Raw genomic sequence first — 16604 nt, 5'->3', positions numbered from 1 at the left:
CTGCGCTTTCTGCGCGCGGCGATACACCTGCGGGCATGTCCGAGTCGACGCTGCTTGCCAGCACCGCTCCAGCGGGATCTCCGACCACTGCCACCACTCCCTATTCGCTGCTCGTGGCCCGGGACAGCGACGAGGTGCGGGCCGCGCAGCGGCTGCGCTACGAAGTGTTCGCCGAAGAGATGGGCGCCACCGTGCACGGCGACGCGCCGGGCGTGGAGACCGATCCGTTCGACGAGCACTGCGACCACCTGATCGTCCGCGACGACCGCACCGGCGAAGTCGTCGGCACCTACCGGATGCTGCCGCCGGAGCGCGCTCGGGAAGCGGGCGGGCTCTACTCCGAGACCGAGTTCGACCTGTCCGCGCTCGGGGAACTGCGCCCCGCCCTGGTGGAAACCGGCCGTTCCTGCGTGCACCGCGACCACCGAACCGGCGGCGTGGTGAGCCTGGTGTGGGCCGGAATCGCCCGCTACATGCTGCTCCACGGGCACACCTGGCTCGCCGGGTGCGCCTCGGTGCCGCTGGACGACGGCGGCGCGCTCGCGGCGAAGGTGTGGGACACGGTTTCGGCGAAGCACTACGCGCCGGAGGACTCGCGGGTGCAGCCGTACCTGCCGTGGAACCCGGAACCCGTCGAGCGCACCCACCGCGGTCCGCTGCCCCCGCTGCTGAAGGGCTACCTGCGGCTCGGCGCGCAGGTGTGCGGGCGGCCCGCGCACGACCCGGAGTTCGGGGTCGCGGACTTCTTCGTGCTGCTCGACTTCACCCGGATCGACCCGCGCTACCTGCGGTTCTTCCTCGGTGCCGCGGCATGACGCACAGATGGGCGCCGGATTCGCCGTGCGGCCCGGGCTGCCTGCCCAGGCCGGGGTCGGTGCGCCGCGCGGGAACGCACCGCGTGGCGCTGCGGCTGGCCGGGGCCGCCGGGCTGATGCTCGCGGGCATCGGGGTCGCGGTGGTGTTCGCGCTGCTGTGGCGGTCCGCGCGCACTGCGCTGGTGCGGTCGTGGTTCCGGGCGCTGCTGCGGGTGCTGGGCATCCGGTTCGCGGTGCGCGGTGAGCACCGGCTCGATTCCGGGGCGTTGGTGGTCACCAACCACGTCTCGTGGCTCGACGTGGTCGCGCTGATGGCGGTGCGCCCGATGCGGCTGCTGGCCAAGACCGAGGTGCGGTCCTGGCCGGTGATCGGGCCGCTGGCCGGGCGCGTCGGCACCCTCTACATCGACCGGGAGCGGTTGTCCGCGCTGCCCGGGGCGGTGCGCACGATCGCCGACTCACTGCGCGGCGGCGCCGTGGTCGGAGCCTTCCCGGAAGGCACCACGTGGTGCGGTCTCGCGTCCGGCAGGTACCGGCCCGCGGTGTTCCAGGCGGCGGTGGACGCTCGGGTGCCGGTGCAGCCGGTGGCGCTGCGGTTCAGCGCCGGTGGGCGGCCGACGACCGCTGCGGCGTTCGTCGGCGAGGCGACGCTGCTGGAATCCGTGCTCGCGGTGGCCCGGGTCCGGGATCTGGTGGTGGAGCTGTCGCTGCTGCCCGAGATGGACGCGGCCGCGGTTGGCGATCGCCGGGAACTGGCTCGCCGCACCGAACGCGCCGTGGCAGAGGTCACCGCACCCGCCGAGCCGCACCTCCCGCACCTGCCGCAGCCCGCGGCGGCGTGAGCCCGGGCGGTCACCCGCGGGCTCAGGACCCTTCCGGCGGTGCGGTGTAGGCCGCCGTCGTGCGATCCGCGCACGCCGTGGCCTGCGCCTCCGGCGTTCCGGCGGCGATGTTCGCCGCGCACCACGCCTTGCTGCTGAGCCACGCGAACCGGCTGCCCTCCGCGGACCCGATCCATTCCGCCCCGTACGCCGCGTCGCCGGTGAAGTGCACCGCGAGCCCGAGCAGCCCCATGTCCCAGCCGACGCCCACGGCTCCCGGCCCGTACTCGGCCCAGTTGTCGTTGTCGAGTTCGATGTGGCGCAGCTCCATCCGCGTGCTGCTCGCGTCCTCGGCGGTCAGCCGCACCTCGATCCAGCTCGTCGCGCCGCCGAACTCCCAGGTCGCGTCGAAGCCGTTCGGCGGGTCGCAGCGCTGCACCGTGCCGCCCGCGTTGCCCTCCAGCTGGTAGCGGCCGCCTTCCCGCAGATCCCCGCTGATCGGCGCGAACCACCGGGGAATCCGCTCGGCGTTGGTGCAGGCGTCCCAGACGTCCGCCACGGGCGCCGGGCAGCTCTGCGCGATCGTCACGACGTTCGCCGTGCCTGCTTCGAGTTCGCGAGTGCCCACCGTGCGGGTGACGGCATTGATCTGCTGCTCGACCTCGGGCATCGGTGCTCTCCTTCGCCGAAAGTGCGCATCCCGGGCGCGATTGAACCAGGCGTTGCGCCCGTGCGGGCGACTTCGCTGGACTTGTACCCCCGTGCAAGTTGCAGGCTCGCCGGGTGCGCGTTGACGGAACCTCAGAAAGCGCCTTGTGGAGCCCGGGGCGGCGGAACTTCACCATCGGCCTGGTCCTGGTGATCACGTTGGCCGCGTTCGAGGCGATGGGCATCGGCACCGCCCTGCCGACGATCGTGCGCGAGCTGCACGCCGAGCAGTGGTACTCGTGGCCGTTCACCGTCTTCCTGGCGGCGAGCGCGATCGGCAACGTCGTCGGCGGGCGCATCGCCGACCGCCGCGGCCCAGGGGCGCCGCTGCTGGTGGCGATGCCGACCTTCGGCCTCGGGCTGCTGATCGCGGGATTCGCCCCGGACATGCCGAGCCTGCTGGTGGCGCGCGCCATGCAGGGCATCGGCGCTGGTGGGCAGATCGTGGCGCTGTACGTGCTGATCGCCAGGGTCTACCCGGAGCGGGACCGGCCCGCCGCGTTCGGTGCGCTGTCCGCGGCCTGGGTGGTGCCCGCGCTGGTCGGGCCCGCGATCACCGGGTTGCTCACCGAGCACCTCAGCTGGCGCTGGACCTTCCTCGGGCTCGCGCCGTTGATGCTGGTGGGGGCGTTGCTGCTGGTGCCGACGGTGCGGCGGCTCGGGGCCGGTGAGACCGCATCCCCGGCCGGTGCGCCGGGATTGCCGCTGGCTGCGGTGGGTGCTGCGGCCGGGGTCGTCGGGGTGAACTGGGCGGCGCAGACCGCGACGGACGGGAACACCTCCGTGCCGGTCGTGGTGATCGGCGTCGTGGCGCTGCTCGTGCTGGCTCCGTCGCTGCGAATGCTGCTGCCGCGCGGCACCTTCAGCGGGCAGCCCGGGATTCCGGTGATGGTGCTCGCGCGCGGGCTGCTCGCGGGGGTGTTCATCACCGCGCAGGCGTTCGTACCGCTGACGCTGTCGGTGGTGCACGGCTATTCGCCTGCCGCGGCCGGGATTCCGCTCACCGTCGGATCATTGGGCTGGTCGGCCGGTGCGTTCTTCCAGAGCTCCCGGCGCGGTATCCGGCGGGAGTACCTGGTCGGCGCCGGTCTGCTGCTGGTGGCTACCGCAGTCGCCGGACTGGTGCTGATCGCGCCGGTCTGGGGGCCCGCGTGGGCGGTGTTCGGGCTGTGGTCGCTGGGCGGTGCGGGCATGGGCATCGCGATCTCCAGCACCTCGGTCCGGGTGCTGTCGTTGTCGGAACCGCAGCGGCGCGGGTTCAACTCGGCCGCGTTGCAGCTCTCGGACATGCTCGGGCAGGCGCTGCTGGTGGGGCTGGGCGGAGTGCTGGTGGCCGCGATGTCCCGGCCCGGTGCCGCCACCGCCGGGGTGGTGCCGCTGGACCTGCTGCTGGCCTGCGTCGCGGTGCTGTGCGCCGTGCGGGTCCTGCGCCGGGCGGCCCCGGCTGGGACTTGAGCCGCGTGGCCGCGGCTGGGACCTGAGCCGCGTGGCCGCGGCTGAGGCCTGAGCCGCGCGGAGCCGACGAGCCCGGCCGGACCGGTGCACGCCTGGTTTACCCTGGTGTCGCGATGACTTACCTCGACCACGCCGCCACCACCCCCATGCGCGCGGGGGCGGTCACGGTGATGAGCGAGGCGTTGGCCCAGCTGGGCAACGCCTCCTCGCTGCACACCTCGGGCAGGCGCGCGCGCCGCGCCGTGGAGGAGTCCCGCGAGGGCATCGCCGCGGCACTGGGAGCGCGCCCCTCCGAGGTGCTGTTCACCGCCGGAGGCACCGAAAGCGACAACCTCGCGGTCAAGGGCATCTACTGGGCCAGGCGCGCCAAGGACCCGAACCGGCGCCGCATCCTCGCCTCGGCGGTGGAGCACCACGCGGTACTGGACGCGGTCGAGTGGCTGGCCGAGCACGAAGCCGCGGAGATCACCTGGCTGCCGGTCGACCAGGTCGGCCGGGTGCGCCCGGAAGCGCTGGACGAGGCGCTGCGCGCGAACCCGGACGACGTCGCGATGATCACCGTGATGTGGGCGAACAACGAGGTCGGCACGGTCAACGAGATCTCGCGGCTGGCCGCGGTCGCGGACCGCTACGGCGTGCCGCTGCACACCGACGCGGTGCAGGCGGTGGACACCGTGCCGGTCGACTTCGCCGCCTCCGGCGCCGCTGCGCTCACCATGACCGGCCACAAGCTCGGCGGTCCCTACGGCGCGGGCGTGCTGCTGCTGGCTCGCGACGTCGAATGCACTCCGGTGCTGCACGGCGGCGGCCAGGAGCGCGAAGTGCGTTCCGGCACGCTGGACACCCCGAGCGTGCTGGGTTTGGCCAGCGCGGTGCGGGAGGCGGTGCGCGAACGCCCGGAGCACGCCCCGGCGCTGGCGAAGCTGCGCGACGAGCTGATCAGCGGCGTGCTCGCCGCGGTGCCGGACGCCGTGCTCAACGGCGATCCGGGCGCGGGCGGGCAGGACGGCGAATGGTCCCGGCTGCCCGGCAACGCGCACTTCACCTTCCCCGGCTGCGAAGGCGACAGCCTGCTGATGCTGCTGGACGCCAACGGAATCGAATGCTCCACCGGCTCCGCCTGCACGGCCGGAGTGGCCGAGCCGAGCCACGTGCTGCTGGCGATGGGGGCCGAGGCGCGGGCCGCGCGCAGCTCCCTGCGATTCTCGCTGGGGCACGACTCCACCGAGGCCGACGTGCGGGCGCTGACCGAGGCGATCGGGCCGGTGGTGGAACGGGCGCGCAACGCCGGACTGACCGGGTTGCGCAGGGCGGCGGGTCCGACGACCGCCACGACGGAGGTGTGAGAGCAGTGCGAGTACTGGCAGCGATGAGCGGCGGGGTGGACTCCGCGGTCGCCGCCGCCCGCGCGGTCGCCGCCGGGCACGACGTCACCGGCGTGCACCTGGCGCTGTCGGCGAAGCCCGGCACGCTGCGCACCGGTGCCCGCGGCTGCTGCACGGTCGAGGACTCCCGGGACGCGCGCCGCGCCGCGGACATCCTCGGAATCCCGTTCTACGTCTGGGATTTCGCCGAGCGGTTCACCGAAGAGGTGATCGAGACCTTCGTCGGCGAGTACGCCGCCGGGCGCACTCCGAACCCCTGCCTGACCTGCAACGAGAAGATCAAGTTCGAGGCGTTGCTGGAGAAGGCGATGGCGCTGGGCTTCGACGCCGTCTGCACCGGCCACTACGCGCGCCTGGTGGTCCGGGACGGCGTGCCGGAGCTGCGCCGCAGCCGGGACGATGGCAAGGACCAGTCCTACGTGCTGGCCTCGCTGACCGCCGAGCAGCTGCGGCACTCGATGTTCCCGCTGGGCGACTCGCTGAAGTCCGAGGTGCGCGCGGAGGCCGACGAGCGCGACCTGGCGGTGGCGCAGAAACCGGACAGCCACGACATCTGCTTCATCTCGGACGGCGACACCCGCGGGTTCCTGGAGTCCAAGCTCGGCGAGCGCCCGGGTGAGCTGGTCGACGCCGAAAGCGGCGCGGTGCTGGGGCACCACACCGGCGTGCACGGGTTCACCGTCGGCCAGCGCAAGGGCCTCGGCATCGAAGCGCCCGCCGCGGACGGCAAGCCGCGCTACGTGCTCTCGCTGGAGCCGGTTTCCGGGACCGTGAAGGTCGGTTCCGCCGAGGACCTCGGCGTCACCGGCATCGACGCGAAGCGGCCGATCTGGCCTTCGGAGCGGGAATTGGACGGTGCCACCGAGTGCGTCGTGCAGGTGCGCGCGCACGGCGGCACCGCCGGGGCCGTCGCGGAGGTCGCCGACGGCGGGCTGAGCGTCCGGCTCGACGAGCCGCTGCGCGGCGTGGCACCGGGCCAGGCGATCGTGCTCTACCGCCCCGACGACGCGGGCGACGTCGTGCTCGGCAGCGCCTTGATCTCCGCAACCCGCTAACCCGAGCGACGTTCAGGAGTGAACGGACCGTTCGTCCGAATAGATTGGTCAAACAGGCCGTTCACTCGAGACCGTTTCGGAGTGAACGGACCGTTCGTCCCGATCGGCCGGAAGGGCTCGGCACTTCGCGAACGTCGGTCAGCGGCCGCGCAGGACGGCTTCGAGCTCGTCGAGGGCGCCGAGCGCCTGGGTGAAGCTGAACACGTAGAGGTTCCGCAGCGGCACGGCCCCGCCCGCGCGCACCGGGGGCAGGTTCCGGTACGCGCCCTGGTCGAGCAGCGCCTGCATCGCGGGGTCCACCGCGCCGTCCGGGTTGACCTGGTAGAAGATCACGTCCGAGTCGGCCAGCACGCCGATCTGCTCGAAGGACTGCTCGACCGCGCTGCCGGTGCGCCCGGCCGAAGCGCCCGCGAACCGGGCTCCGGCCTCGGTCAGCACCACCCCGCTCCACGAGTCCGGCAGGCACAGGTTCCACGAGCCCTGCTTGAACGACGCGATGAGGCTGAACTCGGTGCGCGCCAACGCATCCGCGTGCTGCTGCCGGATCTGCGCCGCCCGCTGCAGGTAGCGCTCGCGGAGCCGGTTCATCGGCTCCGGGCGGTTCACCGCGTTCGCCGCCTGCAGCGCCATGTCCTGCCACTGCCCGGAAACCAGCGAGGTCAGGATCACCGTCGGCGCCAGCGAGCTGAGCTTCTCGTAGGTGTCGCCGCCGCTGAGCGTGAACGCGCTGTTGCCGATGATGAGATCGGGCTGCGCGGCGAGCACCCGCTCGAACTCCGGCTGGTAACCGCCCACCCGCGGTAACGACCGGTATGCCGCCAGGTGCTGCGCGGGCATCCAGTCGTCGAGTCCGTCCACAGTGGCCGCCGGTCGCACGCCCACGTCCAGCAGCGCCAGCGTCGCGTACTGGTCGAGGCACACCACGCGCTGCGGATTCGCCGGGATGCGCACCGGGCCGAGGTGCGTGTCGATGCTGCGCGACGGTCCTTCCGGCGCCGCCCCGCCGGGTTGTTGCGCGCACCCGGCGACTCCGGCGGCGGCCAGCGCGGTCGCGGCGTGCAGCAGGCCGCGGCGGGAAAGTGACGGCATCGGAACTCCTTGGCGACGGTCTTGCTCTCGTTCGGCGCGGGTGGTCCGGCGAGCAACCGGAACAGGCGCCGAGCCGGATCCCCGGATCGAGCATGGTTAGCCTAACCTTTCAGGCCGCCGGGATCACCCGTCCGGTGCGCTTGCTGGGAATCCCTCGCGATCAGCCGCGGGCCGCCACGTCAGAATGGCCGGGTGAGCGATGAAGCAGCGTGGAACCCCGGCACCGCCACCGCCCTCGGCTCCATGCCGGGCACCGACCCGTTGGAGACCGCGCGGGTCGTGGCGGGCGAGCTGCCCGGGCTGATGCCGTTCCCCGAACTGCCCGCGCGCGGCGTCGGCGCCGACCTGATCGGGCGCGCCGCCGGTCTGCTGGTGGATCTCGCGGTGCAGGTCGTGCCGTCCGGTTACCGGGTGACCGGCAGTCCCGGCCGGGATCAGCGGCGCGCGGTGGACCTGCTGCGCTGGGACCTGGACGCGGTCGAGCAGGCGGTCGCCGAGGCGGGCGCGCCGCGGGCGGTGAAGGTGCAGGCGGCCGGGCCGTGGACGCTGGCCGCCGGGGTCGAGCTGGAGCGCGGGCACCGCGTGCTCACCGACCCGGGCGCGCTGCGGGACTTCACCGCGTCGCTGGTGGAGGGCCTGTCCCGGCATGTCGAGCAGGTCGCGGCGCGCACCGGTGCGCGCGTGGTGGTGCAGCTCGACGAGCCATCGCTGCCCGCGGTGCTGGCCGGATCGCTGAAGACTCCCTCCGGCTACGGCAACGTTCTCGCGGTTCCGGAGCCGGAGGTGCGGGAACTGCTGGGCGAGGTGATCGGCGAACTCGCGGACGTCTCCGGCGCGCCCGTGATCGCGCACTGCTGCGCCGACCGGCCGCCGGTGACGCTGCTGCGGCGGGCCGGTACGGGCGCCGTGGCGCTGGACGCGACCGGGCTCGGCTCGGTGTCCGGGGCGTTCGCCGACGAGCTGGGGGAGGCGTGGGAGGAAGGCACCACGCTGCTGCTCGGCCTGGTACCCGGAACCGAACCGGCGAACCGCCCGGACGCTCGGGAACTGGCTCGGCCGGGACTGGAGCTGGCCGCACGACTCGGTTTCGGGCCGCGGGTGCTGATCGAGCGCAGCATGGTGAGCCCCGCTTGCGGCCTCGCCGGGGCGACGCCGGACTGGGCGCGGCGGGCGTTCGGGCTGGTGCGGGATCTCACCGAGGTTTTCCAGGAGGAGGCGCACCGCTGAGGGCCTTGCGAGGTCATCCGGCCGCCGAGGCCCGCGGTCGGATGCGCTTCGGGGTTCCCGCGGACCGATCATGCAAGATCAATTTATGCGGTTCGGGTCACTCGGATGTTTCAACGGTGGTAGGAAAAACGTCGTGTCCAACACCGGCGAAGTGGCGCGGTTCTCCTGGGTGCACCGCAGCACCATCCAGGACGCCGCCTGCCTGACCTTCGTGCGCGGCGTCGACGCGGACCGCGTCGGGCGCGGCTTCGGTGCGGTCACCGAGCACGTGCAGAAGCTCGACTTCGACGAGTTCTGCGAGGAAGCGTTCGCGCACCAGGACCGCTACCCGGTGATCGGCCTGCGCACCGGGGACGGCTGGACGCTGGTGGCCGAGGACGGCGGGCTGCAGGGCACCCGCCGCGAGGTGCTGCGGCGCGTCAGCGCGGGCACCGCGGCGGTGTCGGCGTTCTGGGACGTCAACGGGCTCACCCGGTTCTCGCACGCGGTGGACGGGGCGGTGCGCACCTCGTTCGAGGCGTTGATGCCGGAGTACCGGCTCGGCGTCGCCCCGGACGAGCTGGAGGAGATCCGCGCCGGGCTGCCGTGGGCGGGCAGCGGCTCGGAGGAGCGGGGCGAGAACAGCGTCGAGCTGATGCTCGCGCTCGCCGCCCGGATCACCGGATGCCCGCTCACCCCGGAGTGGCTGGAAGGCGATTTCCTCACCTACCCCGTCGCGCCCTGGCCGCAGGACCTGCCCGCCTCCCCGGAGGAGCTGCTGGACGAGGTCGGGCTGGCGCGCATCTGGCCCGAGCACCCGGATTCGGCGGCGCTGCTGAGCGAACTCCGCCGCGCAGGGTCGTCGAGGTGCGGGCGGGCCGCGGTGGGTGTGGCGCGGTACGTGCTGGACGTGGCCGACGGGTTCGAGTGGCCCGAGGTGACCGAGACGTTGCGGGCCTTGGAAACCGGCGCGGAGTTCGACGCCGGGCGGATCGGTGAGCTCGTGCGGCTGCGCCGCTGGGAGTTGCACCGCGGTCCGGCCACCAGCGCCGACCGCGCCCGCGTGCGCGCGCTGGAGGTGCTGCGGCAGGCCACCAACGACGATCCGCTGGTGGGCCTGCTCGGGACGCTGGCCGAGTCCCGCAGGCTCCGGCTGGAGCAGGCCACCATCTCCGACCTGGCCGCGGCCGCCCTGTCCTGACCCCCACTCGTCCGAAGTGCGAACCGCTGGACCGATGGGAGCGGGCGAACGGCCCGTTCACTGCTGACGAAGCCGCGCGGGCGCCCGCCGCGGACTCGCTGCGGATCGGCGGGAATCGCCACGGCGGGCGGCGGGCGGCTTGCACAATGAGCGCATGATGAGGTTCCTGCGCCGCCGCCGTGCCGATGCCGACGCAGCCGAGGCCGCGGAAGCCGGTGCCGATGGCACGTCGACCGGTGCCGGGCCGACCGGCGCCGCACCGCTCGACACCGCGCCGGAATCCGGAGTCACCGCCGATGCGCGTGCGAAGGCCGATGAGTTCTGGCGCCGCTGGGAAGAACTGCTGCCGGAGGTCGCCGCCGCCCTCGGCGAAGGCGCCCCGCAGCGCTTCGACCACCAGCTCGCCGAGGCCGTCGCGGGCGTGCACCCGGACCTCACGTTCTCCGTCGAGCAAGGCGAAGAGGCGGTGTACGCGCTGGTGATCAGCGCGCAGGCCGATCCCGAGCTGCGGCCTTACACCGACGCGTGGAAGGCGGCCGCCCCGGAGGCCGACGCCCTGTTCGAGTACCACGACTCGGTTCCGCCGGTGCCGGACCCGACGCAGGTGACGGTCAACCTCCGCGACCGGCGCTACGCGCTCGACGAGGTGCGGGTGTTCGCGCGCGTCGACGAGGGCGAAGGGCTGGTGGACGTGGCGGTCTACCACCCCGGTTTCGCCGGTTTGGAGTCCGAGGCGCGTTCGGCGTTGACGTTCCTGCCGCTGGACGCCGCGCTCGGCGAACGGCTGGCCGCCGACCGGTTGGGCCGGGTGGAGACCGCCGAGGCGGAACCGTCCGGGGCGGTGGGCCTGCTGGAGTTCCGCGACCTGGTCCGTCGCCTCGACGACCCGAACAGCTCGGAGTGAGCGACCCGGTCGCCCCGGACCAGTCGGGCGACCCGTTCGCTCGCCGATCCGTTCGTTCAGCGACCCCTGACGGCCGACACGCCCGCACCGCCGCCCGATCCGCGCAACTTCTTCCGGCGCGAGCGGTCCCGTTCGCCCGTCCTGGCCGGTCCAGCGGTCCGTTCGCGCCGAAAAGCACCGGGTAGCCCCGCCGGCGGGCGGCAGCGGAGGTGATCCGCGCGAACTGTCCGGACGGCTGGTTAGGCTTTCGGGCGTGACCAGCAAGAAGCGGGCCGGTGCCGACTCCGGCGAGAGCGTCCAGCAGAACCCGGCCGACGACGGCGACCGCGCCACCGAACTGCCCGACGACCCCGCGGCAGCCGCGCGCACCGAGGGCATCGAGGACGTGCCCGCGGATGTGCGCGAGCGCTACCAGGCCCTCGTCGAGGAGGTGCGCGGGCACCAGTTCCGCTACTACGTGCTGGACTCGCCGACGATCGCCGACTCGGAGTTCGACGAGCGGTTCGTCGAGCTGCAGCGCATGGAGCAGCAGCACCCGGCGCTGCGCGCACCGGACTCGCCGACGCAGGTGGTCGGCGGCACCTTCGCCACCGAGTTCAACGCCGTTGACCACCTGGAGCGGATGCTCAGCCTGGACAACGCCTTCGATACCGAGGAGTTCCGCACCTGGGTGGACCGGGTGGAGCGCGAGGTCGGCGCGGACGCGCACTACCTGTGCGAGCTCAAGATCGACGGGCTGGCGATCAACCTGCTCTACCGGGACGGCCGCCTGGAACGCGCGCTGACCCGCGGCGACGGGCGCACCGGCGAGGACGTCACGCTCAACGTGCGCACCATGGCAGACGTGCCGGACCGGCTCACCGGCACCGCCGATTTCCCGGTGCCGGCGCTGGTGGAGGTCCGGGGCGAGGTGTACTTCCGCGTCTCGGAGTTCGCCGACCTCAACGCCGCCCTGGTCGAGTCCGGCAAGGCGCCGTTCGCCAACCCGCGCAACGCGGCGGCGGGTTCGCTGCGGCAGAAGGATCCGCGGGTGACGCGCACCCGTCCGCTTCGGCTGATCTGCCACGGCCTCGGCAAGCGCGAGGGTTTCGAGCCGAGCAGGCAGTCCGAGTCCTACGCCGCGTTGAAGGCGTGGGGCCTGCCGGTCTCCCGGCACACCCAAGTGCTGTCCACAGTGGACGAGATCGTGCGGCTCATCGGCTACTGGGGCGAGAACCGGGACACCGCCGAGCACGAGATCGACGGCGTGGTGGTCAAGGTCGACGAGGTCTCGCTGCAGCGCAGGCTCGGCACCACCTCCCGCGCCCCGCGCTGGTCGATCGCCTACAAGTACCCGCCGGAGCAGGCCACCACGGTGCTGCGCGACATCAAGGTCAACGTGGGCCGCACCGGCCGGGTCACCCCGTACGCGGAGATGGAGCCGGTGCAGGTCGCCGGTTCGACGGTGTCCATGGCCACGCTGCACAACTCCGACGAGGTGCGCCGCAAGGGCGTGCTGATCGGCGACCGGGTGGTGATCCGCAAGGCGGGCGACGTGATCCCGGAGGTGCTCAGCCCGGTCGTGGACGTCCGCGACGGCCGCGAGCGCGAGTTCGTGATGCCCACCGAGTGCCCGGAGTGCGGCACCGCGCTGCGCAGGCAGAAGGAGAGCGACGTGGACATCCGCTGTCCGAACGCCCGCTCCTGCCCGGCGCAGCTGCGCGAGCGGTTGTTCCACCTGGCCGGGCGCGGCGCCTTCGACATCGAGGTGCTGGGCTACGAGTCGGCGGTCGCGCTGCTGGGTGCCGGCGCGCTGGTCGACGAGGGCGACGTGTTCCACCTCGACGAGCAGAAGTTGCTGGCCACCGACCTGTTCCGGACCAAGGAGGGCAACCTCTCCGCGAACGGCGCGAAACTGCTGGGGAACCTGGAGGCGGCCAAGCGCAAGCCGTTGTGGCGGGTGCTGGTGGCGCTGTCCATCCGGCACGTGGGACCGACCGCGGCGCAGGCGCTGGCCCGCGAATTCGGCTCCATGGAGCGGATCGAGCAGGCCGCGGAGGAGGACATCGCCGCGGTCGACGGCGTCGGCCCCACGATCGCGGGCGCGGTGCGCGAGTGGTTCGAAGTGGACTGGCACCGCGAGGTCGTGCGCAAGTGGCGCGAAGCCGGGGTGCGGATGGCCGATGAGCGCGACGAGTCGGTGCCCCGCACGCTCACCGGTCTGTCCATTGTGGTCACGGGTTCGCTGAACGTCTATTCCCGGGACGAGGCCAAGGAACTCATCATGGCCCGCGGCGGCCGCGCGGCCGGGTCGGTGTCGAAGAAGACCGCGTTCGTCGTCGCGGGCGACAACCCGGGGTCCAAGTACGACAAGGCGGTGCAGCACAAGGTTCCGGTGCTGGACGAGGAAGGCTTCACCGTCCTGCTCGAGCAGGGCCCGGACGCCGCGGCCGAGGCCGCGCTCGACGTCGGCGATCCGAAGCAGGACTAGGAGCTGCTCGGGGAGTTCGCGCCGGTGGCCGGGCTGAGCACATCGCAACCGGCTGACGCCGCTTCTCGAACCCAACGCTCAGCTCGCCACCGCTTCGGTGCGCTCCGCTCTCGGCAGCATCGCCGTGGCGAGCGCTGTGGCGAGCATCAGCCCGGTCATCAGCAGGAACGCGTGCCCGTAGGCGGCGGCGAGCACCCCGGGCGCGCGGTCGGCGGTGGCGGTCGCCGCCGCCATGGCCGCGAGTCCCACGGCACCGCCGACCTGCTTGGTGGTGTTCATCAGCCCGGAGGCCGCGCCCGCGTCCTCGGCGGCGACTCCGCTGGTCACCACGGTCGTGATCGGAGTGTTCAGCAGTCCGCCGCCGATCGCGATCAGGATCCCCGGCCCGAGCAGCCCGAGCACGTAACCGGAGTCCGGCGTCAGCAGGCTCTGCCAGCCGAACCCGGCCGCGCTGATCGACGCACCCGTCGCGATCAGCGCGCGCGTGCCGACGTGGCGCATCAGCCTCGGCACCACGTTCACACCCAGCAGGATGCTCACCAGCGTGTGCGGCAGGAATCCGAGCCCGGTCGCCAATGGCCCGTAGTGCAGGAGTTCCTGCATGGCCAGCGACAGGAAGTACCACATGGGATTCAGGCACGCCCCGGCCAGCAACAGCACGGCATTGCCCGCCGACACCGCGCGCAGCCGGAACAGCCGCACCGGAATCAGGGCGGCATCGCTGTGGCGCGCTTCGTGCGCTGCGAACAGCGCGAGCAGGGTCAGGCCCGCGAACGCCGCCGCAACGGCGAGCGAATCCGCGTCGCGCAGTTGCGTGATCCCGTACGTGAGCGTGATCAGACCGGCCGTGGCGGTGAGCGCTCCGGGCACGTCCAGGCGCGCAGCCGTTGATGCCCGGTCGCGCGCCAGCAGGCTCAGCGCCAGCGGCGCGGCAACGACCCCGATCGGCACGTTGATCAGCAGCGTCGCCCGCCAGGAGAGGTACTCGGTGAGCACTCCGCCCGTGAGATTTCCGGCCGTGCCACCGGCCATTCCGACGGCGGCCCAGATCGCCAGCGCTCGGGTCCGGTCGTTCCCCTCGGGGAACGTGGTGGTCAGCAGCGTCAGCGTGGCCGGGGCGAGCACGGCCGCGCCGAGCCCCTGCACAGCCCGCGCCGCGATCAGCGCGCCAGGCTCGACCGCTGTCCCGCCCACCAGGCTGGCCACGCAGAACAACGCGAGCCCGGCGAGGAACGCGCGCCTGCGCCCGATCACGTCGGCGAGCCGCCCGCCCATCAGCAGGAAACCGGCGAAGACCAGCGCGTAGGCGTTGACCACCCAGGGCAGCACCGTTTCGTCGAGACCCAGTGAAGCGCTGATCGACGGCAACGCCACGTTCACCACGGACACGTCCAGCACGACGATGAACTGCGCCGCGCAGGCCAGGGCGAGCAGGAGCCTCCGGCGATCCAAGATTCCCCCTTGTTTGATACAGCGGTATCATATACAGCAGTATCACGTAGGAGAAGCTAGGAGAAGCATTGCCGAAGACCGTCGATCACGCCCAGCGCCGAGCCGCGATCGCGGACGGCCTCGTGCGGGTGGCCGCGCGGGAAGGGCTGCACGCGGTCACGATGCGCGCCGTCGCCGCCGAGGCCGGCGTCTCGTTGCGGCTGGTGCAGTACTACTTCCACAGCAAAGCCCAGCTCATGCACTCCGCCCTGCTGCACCTGGAAGAACGCAGCCACCAGCGGTGGGCGGAGCGGATGCGCGCTCGCGGCGGGTCGACCCGCGAGCTGGTCGCGGAACTGCTCGCCGAAGCGCTGCCCACCGACGAGGCGAGCCGGGCGTTCCACCTGGTGTGGACTTCGTTCGCGGCGCTGGCGATGACCGACGCCGAGCTGTCCGCGCAGCCGTTCGTCGAGGGCCCGCAACGGCTGGAGGAGCAGCTCACCGGCCTGCTTACGCGGGCGCGGGAGAACGGCGAACTGCTCGCGAGCGCCGACCCGGCGATCGAATCCGCCCGGCTGTTGGCCCTCGGCCACGGCCTCGGAACCACGGTCCTGGTCGGCCAGCGCACCGCCGACTCCGCCCGAACCGTGCTGACCTACCACCTGAACGCGCTGTTCGGGTAGAGCCTCGGCCTGTCGCGGATGCCGCCTGTCGCTCTACTCGCGTTGATGTGTATTGTTGGTGTATGAGCCGCACAAACATCGATATAGACGATGAACTGGTCGAAGCCGCGATGCACCGGTACGGCCTGACGACCAAGCGCGAAGCGGTCGACGTCGCGTTGCGCAGACTTGTCGGTCCTAAAGTGACCAGCGAGGAGTTCTTCGCGCTGGAAGGGATCGGCTGGGATGGCGATCTCAACGAGATCCGCGACGATGCTCCGGAGCAGGTATGAAGCAGTATCTCGTCGATACGTCGGTCTGGATCGACTTTTTTCGCGGGATTCCCGGTGGATCCCACGACGTCATGAAGGACTTGGGGCAGGACACCGACTGCATCGCCACCACAGAGCCTGTGATCATGGAACTGCGAGCCGGAGCCGTGGGAACTCGGCTGGCTCGGATCGAAGGGACGTTGAACCGCTTCGCGCAGCTTGGCGTTCAGCCGACCACAGATTTCTTCGTGGCGGCCGACCTCTACAGGCAGGTGCGCCGCAACGGGAACACTGTCCGCTCCATGGTCGACTGCCTGATCGCTGCGGTCGCCATCCGAACTGGCGCAACGCTGGTTCATCGAGACCGTGACTACGCGTTGCTGGCGGATATCGCTACCGAGCTTCGGGTGCGGTCTGCACTGGACTGATCAGTCGTCCAGGACCACCGAGACGATGCCCGCCAGGTGCGCGAGGCGCGCGACCTCGGCGGCGCGGAACATCGGGCCGCCTGGGCGCCCGGCCAGCAGCACGCGGTCCGGTTTGCCGATCGGGGTCGCCGCCAGTTCGGTGCCGAGTTCCTGCCAGGTTTCCGGCACCCAGCCCTCGTCGCCGTCCAGGATCGTGGCGCGCGGCAGCGGCAGCCACGGCAGCTCCAGGTAACCCTGCTGCGGTGCGGACGAACTCGCGGCCAGTTGTTCGGCACCGCCCGAGTGGTGCCCGAACACGATCGCCCAGCCGGAGCGGATGATCTTCGGCACGCCCTCGGCGAAGATCTGCAGGCCGTTGCCGGGCTCGGCGGCGATGTCCTCGACCAGTTCCAGCTCGCGGTGGGTGTCCAGCACGCCCGCGTACGGCCGGACCGCGTCGACCTCGACCCCGTCGATGGACTCCGCGGCGGTGATCAGGATGTCCGGCAGGCGACCGGACGGCAGTTCCACCACCATGTCGTCGATGGCCATGTCCGAGGCCCGCTCGACCACGTCGACGCTGAGTATGTCTGCTCCGATCTCGCCCAGCGCACTCGCCACCGCCCCGAGGATCCCCGGGCGGTCCGGTATCTGAACCCGGATCAGGAAGGACACCGGACTCAACGCCTCCAGCTTCGTGCGCGGCACCTCGCCGTCCGCGCT

At 72.0% G+C, this 16604-nt stretch carries 16 protein-coding genes; 12 read left to right on the top strand and 4 right to left on the bottom strand.

The features are described from left to right. Positions 1-35 precede the first annotated feature (35 nt). Entirely contained in the window at positions 36-815 is a 780-nt protein-coding gene (locus V1457_RS01925) for a GNAT family N-acetyltransferase (protein ID WP_200070264.1), read from the top strand. Continuing rightward, positions 812-1657, top strand: coding sequence for a 1-acyl-sn-glycerol-3-phosphate acyltransferase (locus tag V1457_RS01920; protein ID WP_200070263.1), 846 nt, complete (start codon positions 812-814; stop codon positions 1655-1657). Before V1457_RS01925 ends, V1457_RS01920 begins: the two co-directional genes overlap by 4 nt. Positions 1658-1679: 22 nt before the next feature. On the opposite strand, the gene V1457_RS01915 is transcribed toward V1457_RS01920, so the two are convergent. Then, positions 1680-2306, bottom strand: a complete 627-nt coding sequence (locus V1457_RS01915) for an SRPBCC family protein (protein ID WP_338599542.1) — start codon at positions 2304-2306, stop codon at positions 1680-1682. Positions 2307-2419: 113 nt separating this feature from the next. Between V1457_RS01915 and V1457_RS01910 the strand changes: the two genes are divergently transcribed. The 3 genes from V1457_RS01910 (at position 2420) to mnmA (ending at position 6239) form a co-directional block, all read left to right on the top strand. After that, positions 2420-3799, top strand: a complete 1380-nt coding sequence (locus V1457_RS01910) for an MFS transporter (RefSeq protein WP_338599539.1) — start codon at positions 2420-2422, stop codon at positions 3797-3799. Positions 3800-3912: 113 nt separating this feature from the next. Beyond that, entirely contained in the window at positions 3913-5145 is a 1233-nt protein-coding gene (locus tag V1457_RS01905; protein WP_338599536.1) for a cysteine desulfurase family protein, read from the top strand. Positions 5146-5150: 5 nt separating this feature from the next. Next, positions 5151-6239 (top strand): tRNA 2-thiouridine(34) synthase MnmA, encoded by a 1089-nt coding sequence (mnmA, locus tag V1457_RS01900; RefSeq protein WP_338599533.1) that lies wholly within the window; start codon positions 5151-5153, stop codon positions 6237-6239. Positions 6240-6377: 138 nt separating this feature from the next. On the opposite strand, the gene V1457_RS01895 is transcribed toward mnmA, so the two are convergent. Next, on the bottom strand, positions 6378-7328 hold the full coding sequence (locus tag V1457_RS01895; protein ID WP_200070259.1) for an ABC transporter substrate-binding protein: 951 nt from the start codon (positions 7326-7328) through the stop codon (positions 6378-6380). A 192-nt stretch (positions 7329-7520) separates the two neighbouring features. Here V1457_RS01895 and V1457_RS01890 point away from each other — a divergent pair, with 192 nt between their 5' ends. The 4 genes from V1457_RS01890 to ligA all read left to right on the top strand — a co-directional run bounded on the left by V1457_RS01890 (position 7521) and on the right by ligA (position 13109). Then, a complete protein-coding gene (locus V1457_RS01890; protein WP_338599529.1) occupies positions 7521-8555 on the top strand; it encodes a methionine synthase in 1035 nt (344 codons plus the stop codon). A gap of 133 nt (positions 8556-8688) precedes the next feature. Continuing rightward, positions 8689-9735, top strand: a complete 1047-nt coding sequence (locus V1457_RS01885; RefSeq protein WP_338599527.1) for a DUF6461 domain-containing protein — start codon at positions 8689-8691, stop codon at positions 9733-9735. Between the two features lie 157 nt (positions 9736-9892). Further along, on the top strand, positions 9893-10639 hold the full coding sequence (locus tag V1457_RS01880; protein ID WP_407074769.1) for a hypothetical protein: 747 nt from the start codon (positions 9893-9895) through the stop codon (positions 10637-10639). A gap of 253 nt (positions 10640-10892) precedes the next feature. After that, positions 10893-13109 (top strand): NAD-dependent DNA ligase LigA, encoded by a 2217-nt coding sequence (gene ligA, locus V1457_RS01875; protein ID WP_407074742.1) that lies wholly within the window; start codon positions 10893-10895, stop codon positions 13107-13109. A gap of 78 nt (positions 13110-13187) precedes the next feature. Here the strand turns inward: ligA and V1457_RS01870 are convergent, their stop codons facing one another. After that, the gene (locus V1457_RS01870; RefSeq protein WP_338599523.1) at positions 13188-14561 is read right to left on the bottom strand and encodes an MFS transporter; all 1374 of its coding nucleotides are present in this window, start codon (positions 14559-14561) and stop codon (positions 13188-13190) included. 68 nt (positions 14562-14629) lie between these two features. On the opposite strand from V1457_RS01870, the gene V1457_RS01865 reads away from it, so the two are divergent. From V1457_RS01865 to V1457_RS01855, 3 genes are all read left to right on the top strand, one after another. Beyond that, a complete protein-coding gene (locus tag V1457_RS01865; protein ID WP_338599521.1) occupies positions 14630-15223 on the top strand; it encodes a TetR family transcriptional regulator C-terminal domain-containing protein in 594 nt (197 codons plus the stop codon). A gap of 62 nt (positions 15224-15285) precedes the next feature. Beyond that, a complete protein-coding gene (locus V1457_RS01860) occupies positions 15286-15495 on the top strand; it encodes a type II toxin-antitoxin system VapB family antitoxin (RefSeq protein WP_200070255.1) in 210 nt (69 codons plus the stop codon). Further along, on the top strand, positions 15492-15902 hold the full coding sequence (locus V1457_RS01855) for a PIN domain nuclease (RefSeq protein ID WP_295141085.1): 411 nt from the start codon (positions 15492-15494) through the stop codon (positions 15900-15902). Before V1457_RS01860 ends, V1457_RS01855 begins: the two co-directional genes overlap by 4 nt. Here the strand turns inward: V1457_RS01855 and V1457_RS01850 are convergent, their stop codons facing one another. Then, a complete protein-coding gene (locus tag V1457_RS01850) occupies positions 15903-16556 on the bottom strand; it encodes an amino acid-binding protein (RefSeq protein WP_338604771.1) in 654 nt (217 codons plus the stop codon). It lies immediately after the preceding gene. Positions 16557-16604: the final 48 nt, after the last annotated feature.

It is taken from the genome of Saccharopolyspora sp. SCSIO 74807, from assembly GCF_037023755.1.
Taxonomy (GTDB): Bacteria; Actinomycetota; Actinomycetes; order Mycobacteriales; family Pseudonocardiaceae; genus Saccharopolyspora_C; species Saccharopolyspora_C galaxeae.
The sequence above is the reverse complement of the archived record's forward strand: the minus strand, read 5'-3'. Positions and strand labels throughout refer to the sequence as shown.

Bases quoted from the DNA above. Each gene is read 5' to 3' on its own strand.
- V1457_RS01860 (WP_200070255.1), top strand. From the start codon at position 15,286: ATGAGCCGCACAAACATCGATATAGACGATGAACTGGTCGAAGCCGCG.
- V1457_RS01895 (WP_200070259.1), bottom strand. From the start codon at position 7,328: ATGCCGTCACTTTCCCGCCGCGGCCTGCTGCACGCCGCGACCGCGCTG.
- V1457_RS01915 (WP_338599542.1), bottom strand. From the start codon at position 2,306: ATGCCCGAGGTCGAGCAGCAGATCAATGCCGTCACCCGCACGGTGGGC.
- V1457_RS01920 (WP_200070263.1), top strand. From the start codon at position 812: ATGACGCACAGATGGGCGCCGGATTCGCCGTGCGGCCCGGGCTGCCTG.
- V1457_RS01905 (WP_338599536.1), top strand. From the start codon at position 3,913: ATGACTTACCTCGACCACGCCGCCACCACCCCCATGCGCGCGGGGGCG.
- V1457_RS01925 (WP_200070264.1), top strand. From the start codon at position 36: ATGTCCGAGTCGACGCTGCTTGCCAGCACCGCTCCAGCGGGATCTCCG.
- V1457_RS01880 (WP_407074769.1), top strand. From the start codon at position 9,893: ATGAGGTTCCTGCGCCGCCGCCGTGCCGATGCCGACGCAGCCGAGGCC.
- V1457_RS01855 (WP_295141085.1), top strand. From the start codon at position 15,492: ATGAAGCAGTATCTCGTCGATACGTCGGTCTGGATCGACTTTTTTCGC.